The organism is Candidatus Binatia bacterium (genome assembly GCA_036382395.1).
Taxonomy (GTDB): domain Bacteria; phylum Desulfobacterota; class Binatia; order HRBIN30; family HRBIN30; genus JAGDMS01.
The window spans coordinates 1-9,728 of the sequence record DASVHW010000255.1; the positions used below are offsets into that span (position 1 = coordinate 1).

A 9,728-nucleotide genomic window follows, 5' to 3' on the forward strand; every position below is an offset into this window, starting at 1 on the left:
CTAAGCATCCAGGCCGGCTTGCGCCGTGGCTCACCTGTGATCGATCCGTTCCACGTAAAGGTATTGCACGTGGCCGGCATCGTTGACGAAGAGGTTGAGCGCGAAGCTGATGGCGCTCAGCAGTAAGGCGCCGATCACCGCAGACCAGAAGCCGGTCACGCTGAACCCGCGTACCACTTCGCTGGTGAGCTTGAGCATGGCGCCGTTGATGACCAACGTGAATAAGCCCAGCGTGACCAGATTGATGGGGAACGTGATGAGCAGCACCAAGGGCCGCAAAACGGCGTTGAAGATGCCCAACACCACCGCCGCGAAGAAGAGTGACCCGATGCCCTCGATCGCGATGCCCTTGACGATGAAACTGGTGAGCCACAGAGCCAAGGCCGTCGTCACCCAGCGAATGATCAGACCGCGCACAGCTATTTACCCCCCAGACAAGGTACTATGCGGCCTTGGATGCTTCAAGACGAGGCACGGGGCCTTGGACTTTCGGCCTTGGACTCCATTAGGATAGCCGTATGAATCACCGCCTGAGAGTCCAGTCAGGCAACCTGCTGACGGGTCTCCGCGTGGTCCTGACGCCGGCATTCGTGGCTGCGGTCTGGTTTGCCGACACGGTCTCGGTTCTCCGCTTGGCCAGTGGCCTCCTGTTTCTGGTCATTGCGGCGACCGACGTGTGGGACGGACGCTTGGCGCGACGCTACGGACACGTGAGTAATACCGGCCGCACCTTCGATCACCTGGCCGACATCGGATTCATCCTCTGTGCGCTGTCCACCTACGCGTTCCGGTCGCAGGTCCCCTGGTGGGTGCCGGCGGCGGTCGGCGTTTCATTTGCCTTCTATGTGTTCGACTCGCGGGTACGCGGCAGCGCCGGCGCGCCGACTTTGATCGGGAGCCGCATCGGACACGTTGCCGGCATTTGCAACTATTCGCTCGTCGGCGTCTTGGTGTTCAACAACACCGCCGCCATTCACCTGCTGCCACCAGAGATCCTCGGCAGGCTGTTTTGGCTGGTACCGCTCTATTCCGCAGCGGCGGTGTTTTCACGCGCAGTCGCACGCGGCCCGCGTCAATTCCACTCAGAGCCCGAACGTTTCGCGGCGCTCAGCCGTGAGAAGCGGTAGACGCCGTCTCGTGGTGTTAGGCGGTAGTGGCCGCGTTGTGCGGCCGCATCTGTCATTCGGCCTCGCGGCGCACCACAAACACCGGGCAGGACGCATGGCGCACGGTCCTCTCGGCCACGCTGCCGATGACGAGATGGGCGACTCCGCCGCGGCCATGGGTGGACATGACGATGAGGTCGGCCTCGATCTGCTTCGCCGCCTCAATCAGTTTTTCGTGCGGGTTCCCCTGTAGAACGAGGTACTGGCGGGGACAGTCGGCCGGCAACAGCCGCTGTCCCGTGCTTTCCAGCAGCGCGCGCGCCTTCTTTTCCGAATGGGAAACGAGATCCCAGCTGGGGACCTCCTGCGGCTCCCACATCGGATCGGCAGGATTGGCGATGACGTGGACGAGGTGCACGGTGCCGCCGGACATGCGGGCGAACCACACGGCATATTCGACCGCCCGGTCACCATGTTTCGAGAAATCCACCGGTAGCATGATGCGTCTGAATCCCTCAACCACGTGAACCTCCTCGGTTGGAGCCATCTTCGCACTCCCAGTACCATCATTTGGTTCAGACGACAAAGCCCCGGCCGTCAGCCTTGTACGCGCCTTCGATCTGGTAGGCGGAAGTGGCGGTGCCCCAGAGAGATCCGTTTGTGTGGATTCTCGTCCAACTTCGCGTCAGAATCAGGGCGATGCCCCAGCCCGTCGCGTTCGTCATCATGGCGCGCTATCCGAATGTCGGCATGGTGAAGACACGCCTGGGGCGATCCATCGGTGCCGAGCGGGCATGTTTGGTCTACCAGGCTTTCCTGCGCGATCTCGAGGACCGCTTCGGGCGCAAGAGCCGCGCACTGATCTGGGCCTTCCATCCGCCCGAGAGCAACTTTCCCTCCCTCGTCGCCGCTGGCACTCGTTGTGTGCCGCAGGCGGGGCAGGATCTGGGCGAGCGCATGCACGGTTGCTTTCGTCTGCTGCAGGCAGAAGGCTTCGACAAAGTCATCCTCATTGGCGCCGACGTGCCCCACGTGCAGGAACAGTGGCTGGACGAGGCGGAAGCGGCTCTCGACGGTTCCGATGTCGTCCTGGGGCCGACCGATGACGGCGGGTATTATCTGATCGCCATGCGGGAGCCGCATGACGTTTTCACCGGCGTCGAGATGAGCACGCCGCGTGTGTTGGCGGAGACGCTCGCCAAAGCCGCGGCCGCCCGCTTGCGCGTCCACCTCGTTCCGCCGACGTTCGATGTCGATGATGCCGGTGACCTGGCCCGGCTGCGAGAGTTGCTGGCAACCGGCGGCTGCGAGCCGCGGTTACCGCACACCGCCAGGCTATTGAAAAGCTGGGACGGAAAGAAAGGGTGACTCAGGAGACGCCACCGGATCGAATCGATTCAGGGGGAGAACGTCGCCCCCCGAAGCTCTTGTCGTGGCAGTGGTCTTCCGGGGATACTACATGGTGGGGAGAGGAGATCAGGTACTATGGGCGAAGAAGGGTTAGAGGTACCGGAGGGAATTCATGCTACCGGCCGGCTCGAACAGTCGGTGGCGATCTTCACAGCTATCCTGGCGGCATTCGGCGCCGTGGTCGGCTTCCAGGGCAGTCATCAGTTGAATGAAGTGCTGCTGAAGAAGAACGAAGCGGTGCTGCGCAAGGCCGAAGCGTCGAACGAATGGAACCACTACCAGTCGGTGAGTACCAAGACGCACGTCATGGAGCTGGCCCAACAACTGGTTCCGCCGGAACGGGCGGGACAGTTTGACGAGAAGATTCAGAAGTACACCAAGCAGAAGGACGAGCTGATGGCGCAGGCGCGCACCTTCGACGAGGCCTCACAACGCGCCGACGCCGAGTCGGAGCACCTGGGCCGATCGCACGGGCGCTTTGCGCTCGCCATGATCTTTTTGCAGATCGCGATTTCGCTCGCCTCCGTCACCGCGCTGACGCAACGGCGGTGGCTGTTCCTGGTGGCGTTGGTCAGTGCGGCGGGCGGTGTCGCTCTGTGGTTGTCAGCGATCGTGATGGCGGGCTGAGTGGTGGGTCACCTCTACGATTGGTTCGGACTGAACGTCGCGCTGTTCCATCTGATCAACGGCCTGCACGCGCCGTGGTGGGACCGCTTGATGCTGGCCATGACCTGGCTCGGCAACTACGAACTCTACCCCTATTACTTGGCCGTCGTACTGCTTCTCGCGCAGGCGGCGCCCCGATTGCTGCCGCGGCGCAACGTCGCGGTGTTTGCCGTCGGCTACGCGTTTACGGCCATCGTCGTCTCGACGCTGAAGCCGCTGCTCGCCTTTCCCCGGCCCTTGCAGGCGCTCGGGAGAACCGCCGTAGTTGTCCTTGGTGAACCGGCGCTTCACGAGTCCTTCCCTTCGGGACACGCGACCTTCGTCGCGCTGCTGGCGACATCGCTGTCGGCGCGATCTCGCCCGTGGAGATGGGTTCTCTGGCTGCTTGCCGCGCTCGTATGCATCTCGCGCGTCGCGGTGGGCGCGCATTTTCCGGCAGACGTCGTGGGCGGCGCCCTCATCGGCATGGGAGCGGCAGGCCTCGCCATGCTGCTGGTGCGCGCGCTGACGGCGCGCAACTGAAAGCCGAACCGTTCTTGACGAACGTCGTGAGCGGCACACACTTGGGACTACTGAAGAAGGGAGACCGGCGCATGGCGGTGGACATCCAGACAGTGGCGTTCATTGGGTTGGGCAAGATGGGAGCCGGGATGGCTCGCAACATCCTGAAAGCCGGCTTCCCTCTCGTCGTCTACAACCGCACGCAATCCAAGATGCTCCCCTTCGTCGCGGCTGGCGCCAAGGACGCGACCTCGCCCAAGGAAGCGGCCGGCGGAGCCGACGTGGTGGTGACGAGCCTCATGGATGACCAGTCGGTGTTGGATGTCGTCACGGGAGACGACGGGGTGTTGGCCGGACTGAAGCCCGGCAGCATCCACATCGGCACGACGACGGTCTCGCCGAGACTGGCCACGCAACTGGCCACGCTCCACGCCGAGCACGGCAGCCACTATGTGGCCGCTCCGGTGGTGGGAAGGCCCGACGCGGCCGACGCCGGGCAGCTCGTGACCATCGTGGCAGGCGATCCTGAGGTCATCGAGCGCTGCAGCCGTCTGTTGCAGGCTTACACGGCGGCGATCACCAATGTCGGAGCGGACCACCGGGTCGCCAACAGCCTGAAGCTGGCTATCAACTACGTGCTGGCGTCGATGATCGAGCTCATGGGCCAGGTCTACGCATTTGGCGAGCGCAGCGGCATCGATCTCAGTATCCTGAACGGGTTGTTTCAGTCGATGTTTGCCCATCCCGGCCTGCAGGCGTACGCCACCAGAGTCCGCACCCGGGATTTCGACGACGCCGGTTTCGACCTCGTGTCCGGACTCAAAGACGTGCGGCTCATCTTGGATGCAGCCGTGGACACCCGTGTCGCTCTTCCCTATGCCAGTATCATCCAGGACAAACTCCTCAGCGCCCTCGCGCACGGCATGGCGCACCGGGATTGGAGTGCGACCTACGATATTACGCGGATGAACGCGGGCTTGGAGTGAGCGATTGTAGTACTAAGGCGTGCCGTCGCGGATGGCGAGCAGGCCGCGAACGGTGCCGACATAGGCGGCGCCGTCGGGGTCGAGCGTGATCGGGGCCCAGTTGTTATCGTACGCGAACCCGGTGCCGGTGAGGATCTTGTACACGGTCGCACCGGTGCGGAAATCGATGGCGGTGAAGTAGTAGGCGTCCACCCAGCGTCCCGCGTGCGGATCCTTGGTGTAGAGGTACACCAGACCGTTGCCCAACGAGAGCTTCGGCACGGTGGTCTGCGAGATCTCGTGGCTCTCCCAGACCAGGTGGCAGCCGTTGCCGTCGTCGTTGAGGTCGATGCGCACGATCCCCGGCTCGCTCGTACGGCCGAACTGCATGGTGGGAAACATGTCGTAGCCGTAGTTGTTCTCGACGATGAGCGAGCGGCCCGCACCGATCACCGTGTTTTCCGTCGTGCTGCGGCCCGGTGCAAATACCGGCTGCTGGCAGACCAGACGGTTTCCGGCGATGGCGCGCGCGCGCCGATAGACGAGCACGTGCATTTGCGGGTCGGCATTGTCGGCGATGACGACGAAGTCCTCCCCCAACAACGTTGGCGTCGTGCCGGAGCCCTGGTTGATCATGCCCGGCTTGTGACGAGCGCCGCGGTCGTAGGTTTCACGCCAGACGACTGCCGGCGCGCCGCTCTGCGGGTTCGCTTCGAAGCGATACAGCGCATGATCGGAAACGATGTAGACGGCCTCGGAACCGATGGCGAAGGAGTTCTCTATCTCTTCCCCGGACAGTTCGAGGACCGCGATCGCGCCAGTGTGCGGCTGGACGGTGCCCACGAGGCCGTACCGGGTCACGAACCACAGCCGACCCTGCCAGTCCGGCAGTACCGTTGTGATTTTGTCATCCGGGCGGTTCGGGCGTGCGACGAAACCGCGCAGGTCATACGCCTGCTGGAGCCGGAAGGCCGTGCCGGCAGCCGTGGGGACTTGACCGACGATCTCGATGCGGTGCGCGCTGGTCGCGATCACGGCCCGATCCTGCTCGTCGAGGTAGAAGTACGCGCCACCCGACGTGTCGGTCACGATCTGGCGCAGATTGAAGGACCACGTCGATGGCCGCTGCGGCAGATCGTAGCTCGCCAGCTCGGCGAGCGTGGTGGGATCGAGCAGCAGGAGCTTCGGGCCCGCAACGCTCATGCACACCGTGACGATGCGGCCGCGCCGGTCGAAGTTGACGCTGGCGCATTCGCCGCCCAGCAAGGCGCGGGCGCTCGAGCGGATCTGCGGATGAACGCCGAGTGGCCCGCTGACGTCATACGTGTTGGTGTCGTACGCGTCGTTGTGCATGTTGCTCACGCCGTTGGCGGCCATGAACGGGTGCTGCGGCACCGGCAGCGCCGCCAGCGGCTGCGCCACCGCGGGTTCGCCAACGAACTTCGGCGCGCTGCCGTAGCCCCAGCCCTGTCCGATCGGCCGCGGCGACGTGCCGGATCCCATGAACATCACGACCCCGGCGGCCAGCAGGACGCCGACCAACGCGATCAGCAAGCCGCGGCAGCGGAACACGGCTGCGAGGCCAAGGAGCTTCGCCCCTGGCGGAGAGGGGAGTTTCACGGTTTGTAGATGCCGCGACGTGGCTCGTCGGTGTAGACCGGCTTGCGTTTCTGACCGTAGGCGGTGATGGACTCGGGGAGATTATCGGTCATGCCGAGCATGATCTGATTGCGATCCTCCAGCTCGATGGCCGCCGCCAGGCTAGGGTTCTCGAGGTTGGCCCAGATGACTTGCTTGGTCATCTGCATGCCATACGGGCTGTACTCGCACATGCCCTGGGCCATCTCAAAGGCGCGCTCGAGGATCTCGGCGTCGGGCACGACACGGGAGACGAGCCCCATGCGCAGGGCCTCGGCCGCATCGATCAGCCGTCCGGTGTACAGAATATCGTTGGAATGAGCGGCCCCGATCAGACGCGGCAGCAGCCAGCTGGCGCCGAGCTCGGTGCTGGTGAGGCCGCGCACAATTCCGGTGCTGTTGAACACGGCGGATTCGGACGCGATGCGCAGGTCCGCCGCCAAGGTCAGACACATGCCGCCGCCGTACGCCGCACCGTTGATTGCAGCGATGATCGGTTGCGGGATGTGCCGCATGAGCGGGATCAGTTGCGAGTAGATGCGGATGGCGCGCGGGCCGATGCGCGGGATGGTCAGGCCGTCGATGTTGGGGATCATCGACTGGTCTTTCAGGTCGAGGCCGGAGCAGAAAGCGCGCCCGGCGCCGGTCAGGACGACGATCCAGCAGTCATTGTCCTTGGCCACTTGTTCGAGGGCATCTTTCAGTTCCAGGCAGAGTTCGATCGACATGGCGTTCAGCCGCTCGGGCCGGTTGAGCCGGATGACACTGACATGTGGCCGGGCTGTCTCGACCAGGACGGTTGGCATGGTGTTTCCTCCTTACGAATGTAATCTCGGGAGCGGGCTCGCGATCAAGAAGAAGCTGTTGCGCCCGGAAGGGGCGCGGGGCGTGCCGGGCCACGACGGGCGAACCCGTCAGCCTCTCTGGATGTAGTTGGCAAGCTGCTCAATGATGAATTCCTTCTCCGAAATCGTCTCCTTGACGACATCCCCGATGGACAGCATGCCGGACAGCGTACCCCGTTCCAGGACCGGCAGGTGCCGCACGCGTTTGTCGGTCATGACGGCCATGCATTCCTCGATGCTCTGCTCCGGCCGCACGAACACGACGCGGGAGACCATGACCTCCCGGACAGGGGTGTCCTTCGACGTCCGGCCCTTGAGGATCACCTGGCGCGCGTAATCGCGCTCCGAGAAGATGCCGACCGGCCGCCCTTCCTCGAGCACCACGACGGCGCCGATGTCATGCTCGGCCATCAGCTTCAGCGTGTCGTACACCGTCGTACCGGGCGTGACCGACCAAACGTGATTTCCCTTCTTCTTGATGATGTCGCCAACGGTCTTCATGTGCGCCTCCCTGCGTGGCGGTTCTGGACCAACCCGACGATTCCAGCGATCTGATCACTAGATCTTACTCCCTCGGCAATCAAGTCGGTGACCGGTACTGTCCGATTTAGGACAGTCGCTCCTTGAGGATGGTTGCCGCATGGTAAGCAAGGTATCCCTTGCCGATTGTGTGCGGCGACCGAACGCGAAGCTGCGGTAGGTGGGGAATTGCGTTCCCATGCAGAAGTCGGATCGCGTGCGTTTCTGGATCTATGCGCACGCAGCTACGATCAAACAGGCGGTGCATGGTGGGGGCAATCGAGAGCATGTTCGTCACATCGTCTGGACCGCTATGCGGTGCCCCAAGCGGTCTAATGTGCGCGCAATCCACGGAACACGAACCATCCGGCAAGATGAGTCGGATTCCCGAGAGCTGGCATTCCCCGCCATAGACATCTTGAAGAAAGCGGCGATTGTCTCCCCGTCGGATGATTTGTTTGACGACGCTCTCACGCCGCTTCGCCTCTCCGCCTGGAGACGGCGCTGGCAAGCCCCGGCGTGCCGCATTTCGTTCAGCCTCGGTCTCATCGAATCCCTCAAAGACTGATACTTGATTGGAAAGAAACATCTCAGCAGCGCCCTCAAGTCTCCCATCAAGCCATGAGTGCGACACCCCGAGCAATTTGTGAATTTCTGCTGCCAGGGCCGCTGATACTAATGTGCCCACATCAGCCGTGGGATTGGTCGCGACATAGCGCTCGAAGAAAAGCCGCAGGGCCAAGGCGCCCCATGTGTCCGCGAACGTTTCAAGGTGGCCATCCGGGGCCAGCACGAATCCGCACTGCTCGGCCATGAAGTAGTAATTGTTGACCCACTTCCGACGTGCAACAGGGCTGCTGAAGTCACCGATCTGCTTAATGAGCGGTTCGAGCGATTGATCTTTTTCGAAGCGCTCGCGACGTAACCCATCACCGACGAATGCATGCTCGCGGATCACGTAGTTTTGCATGGCGCCAGCCTGTCGGTGCTCTGGGGTTAGGCGTTCGCCCGGCATGTTGAGGTTCACGGCGAAGAAGTAGAGCCGCGCCAACAAGCGGCTGTAGGTTGGCTGGCTCAAAGTCTCAGCGATCAGCGTATCGCCGAGAACGTGCTCTTGTCCGTCACGGACCTGTGTGCAAAGGAAAAATTCCGTTGCGATGAGGGAGCGATCGGGGCCGAGGCCGCAACGCTTTCGAAATTTGCCGATACTGATGCCCGGAGTGTATCCAGACCGAATCGCTCCGTAGACGTTTTGGAGGCCACCGATGTTCTTCGTGAAGCTGAGCGGAAGCACTTATCTGCTGACACAAATGCGCCTAGAAGCGCGGGGCGGGTAATCGCCTTCAGATTCACACAGCGCGAGTTGACGATCATTCTCGATTTCGTCACCCCATTGCGTCCAACCATTGCGCCTGTATCTCGCAAATAGTTCAAGGTACGGACCGGGGCTGCACGACTCGACGATATCGTACAACTGATCCGGCTTTCGCGAGTGCTCACGCTTGCGTGTCGCCAACAGGTTCACCTGCCGCCGACCAGCGGCCCGCGTCCGTAGGGACCCCCGCACACCAAAAAGCACGAGTTCCGTCACGTTACGAAAATAGAAGCCAACACCGCGCCCGTCTGGGCCACCATCGGCTCGAATCTTGTACCACACAAGATTACCCTTGTACGTGAATCCCCACGCATCCATGACATCCAGGCCCCAATGCAATAGTGCGTTGGGAACCCACAGGTACAGGTGCGAACGGGGGGCGGCAAATTGGCCCACGGGCAAGGCCTGGATGTCCTGAATGCTCATCGTGTCATATCGGCGGAGTCGGCGGTGCTCTGGCGCCATCTTCCCCGTGCGGTTTTGGAATCGCCACGGTGGGTCGGCCAAGATGGTGCCGTACCTGCCGTGCACCCCCTCAACGAGTACGCGTCCGACATCCATCGCATCACCCTCAGCTTCTCGGATCATAGAGCGCCTTCCTGATTCCAAATACCAACAGGGGGCATCCGCCAGCCCCGCCACCTTCGATCTTCGGGAGAAGTTTTCGCATGTGCGTCGTTGATTCACCATACGACGCGCCGCG

Annotated in this window: 14 protein-coding genes; 5 read left to right on the plus strand and 9 right to left on the minus strand. The window is 62.7% G+C overall.

What is annotated here, in order from left to right:
• Positions 1 to 30: 30 nt before the first annotated feature.
• On the minus strand, positions 31 to 417 hold the full coding sequence (locus tag VF515_11835; protein ID HEX7408324.1) for a phage holin family protein: 387 nt from the start codon (positions 415 to 417) through the stop codon (positions 31 to 33).
• A 101-nt stretch (positions 418 to 518) separates the two neighbouring features.
• Between VF515_11835 and VF515_11840 the strand changes: the two genes are divergently transcribed.
• Positions 519 to 1,127, plus strand: coding sequence for a CDP-alcohol phosphatidyltransferase family protein (locus VF515_11840; GenBank protein HEX7408325.1), 609 nt, complete (start codon positions 519 to 521; stop codon positions 1,125 to 1,127).
• Positions 1,128 to 1,179: 52 nt separating this feature from the next.
• Here VF515_11840 and VF515_11845 read toward each other — a convergent pair whose 3' ends face one another.
• Positions 1,180 to 1,629, minus strand: coding sequence for a universal stress protein (locus VF515_11845; protein HEX7408326.1), 450 nt, complete (start codon positions 1,627 to 1,629; stop codon positions 1,180 to 1,182).
• A gap of 52 nt (positions 1,630 to 1,681) precedes the next feature.
• On the minus strand, positions 1,682 to 1,834 hold the full coding sequence (locus VF515_11850; protein HEX7408327.1) for a family 1 glycosylhydrolase: 153 nt from the start codon (positions 1,832 to 1,834) through the stop codon (positions 1,682 to 1,684).
• Between VF515_11850 and VF515_11855 the strand changes: the two genes are divergently transcribed.
• The 4 genes from VF515_11855 to VF515_11870 all read left to right on the plus strand — a co-directional run bounded on the left by VF515_11855 (position 1,806) and on the right by VF515_11870 (position 4,669).
• On the plus strand, positions 1,806 to 2,474 hold the full coding sequence (locus VF515_11855; GenBank protein HEX7408328.1) for a TIGR04282 family arsenosugar biosynthesis glycosyltransferase: 669 nt from the start codon (positions 1,806 to 1,808) through the stop codon (positions 2,472 to 2,474). The genes VF515_11850 and VF515_11855 overlap by 29 nt on opposite strands.
• 117 nt (positions 2,475 to 2,591) lie before the next feature.
• Positions 2,592 to 3,143 carry a DUF4337 domain-containing protein gene (locus tag VF515_11860; GenBank protein ID HEX7408329.1) on the plus strand — a complete coding sequence of 184 codons (552 nt, stop codon included), beginning with the start codon at positions 2,592 to 2,594 and terminating at the stop codon, positions 3,141 to 3,143.
• Complete coding sequence (locus VF515_11865; protein ID HEX7408330.1) at positions 3,144 to 3,704, plus strand: phosphatase PAP2 family protein; 561 nt, start codon at positions 3,144 to 3,146, stop codon at positions 3,702 to 3,704.
• Positions 3,705 to 3,718: 14 nt separating this feature from the next.
• Complete coding sequence (locus tag VF515_11870; protein ID HEX7408331.1) at positions 3,719 to 4,669, plus strand: NAD(P)-dependent oxidoreductase; 951 nt, start codon at positions 3,719 to 3,721, stop codon at positions 4,667 to 4,669.
• A 12-nt stretch (positions 4,670 to 4,681) separates the two neighbouring features.
• On the opposite strand, the gene VF515_11875 is transcribed toward VF515_11870, so the two are convergent.
• The 6 genes from VF515_11875 to VF515_11900 form a co-directional block, all read right to left on the minus strand.
• Positions 4,682 to 6,190, minus strand: coding sequence for a hypothetical protein (locus VF515_11875; GenBank protein ID HEX7408332.1), 1,509 nt, complete (start codon positions 6,188 to 6,190; stop codon positions 4,682 to 4,684).
• Positions 6,191 to 6,264: 74 nt separating this feature from the next.
• On the minus strand, positions 6,265 to 7,092 hold the full coding sequence (locus VF515_11880; protein HEX7408333.1) for an enoyl-CoA hydratase-related protein: 828 nt from the start codon (positions 7,090 to 7,092) through the stop codon (positions 6,265 to 6,267).
• Between the two features lie 108 nt (positions 7,093 to 7,200).
• Positions 7,201 to 7,632, minus strand: coding sequence for a CBS domain-containing protein (locus tag VF515_11885; protein HEX7408334.1), 432 nt, complete (start codon positions 7,630 to 7,632; stop codon positions 7,201 to 7,203).
• A 106-nt stretch (positions 7,633 to 7,738) separates the two neighbouring features.
• Complete coding sequence (locus tag VF515_11890; GenBank protein ID HEX7408335.1) at positions 7,739 to 8,944, minus strand: HNH endonuclease; 1,206 nt, start codon at positions 8,942 to 8,944, stop codon at positions 7,739 to 7,741.
• Complete coding sequence (locus VF515_11895) at positions 8,945 to 9,586, minus strand: MT-A70 family methyltransferase (GenBank protein ID HEX7408336.1); 642 nt, start codon at positions 9,584 to 9,586, stop codon at positions 8,945 to 8,947. It abuts the gene before it with no gap.
• Between the two features lie 10 nt (positions 9,587 to 9,596).
• Positions 9,597 to 9,728 (minus strand): BglII/BstYI family type II restriction endonuclease (locus tag VF515_11900; GenBank protein HEX7408337.1); only part of this gene is annotated, 132 nt, incomplete at its 5' end.

Excerpts from the sequence above, each read along its gene's own strand:
- VF515_11840 (HEX7408325.1), top strand. The coding sequence starts at position 519 with ATGAATCACCGCCTGAGAGTCCAGTCAGGCAACCTGCTGACGGGTCTC.
- VF515_11855 (HEX7408328.1), top strand. The coding sequence starts at position 1,806 with ATGCCCCAGCCCGTCGCGTTCGTCATCATGGCGCGCTATCCGAATGTC.
- VF515_11850 (HEX7408327.1), bottom strand. The coding sequence starts at position 1,834 with ATGATGACGAACGCGACGGGCTGGGGCATCGCCCTGATTCTGACGCGA.
- VF515_11860 (HEX7408329.1), top strand. The coding sequence starts at position 2,592 with ATGGGCGAAGAAGGGTTAGAGGTACCGGAGGGAATTCATGCTACCGGC.
- VF515_11880 (HEX7408333.1), bottom strand. The coding sequence starts at position 7,092 with ATGCCAACCGTCCTGGTCGAGACAGCCCGGCCACATGTCAGTGTCATC.
- VF515_11885 (HEX7408334.1), bottom strand. The coding sequence starts at position 7,632 with ATGAAGACCGTTGGCGACATCATCAAGAAGAAGGGAAATCACGTTTGG.
- VF515_11895 (HEX7408336.1), bottom strand. The coding sequence starts at position 9,586 with ATGGATGTCGGACGCGTACTCGTTGAGGGGGTGCACGGCAGGTACGGC.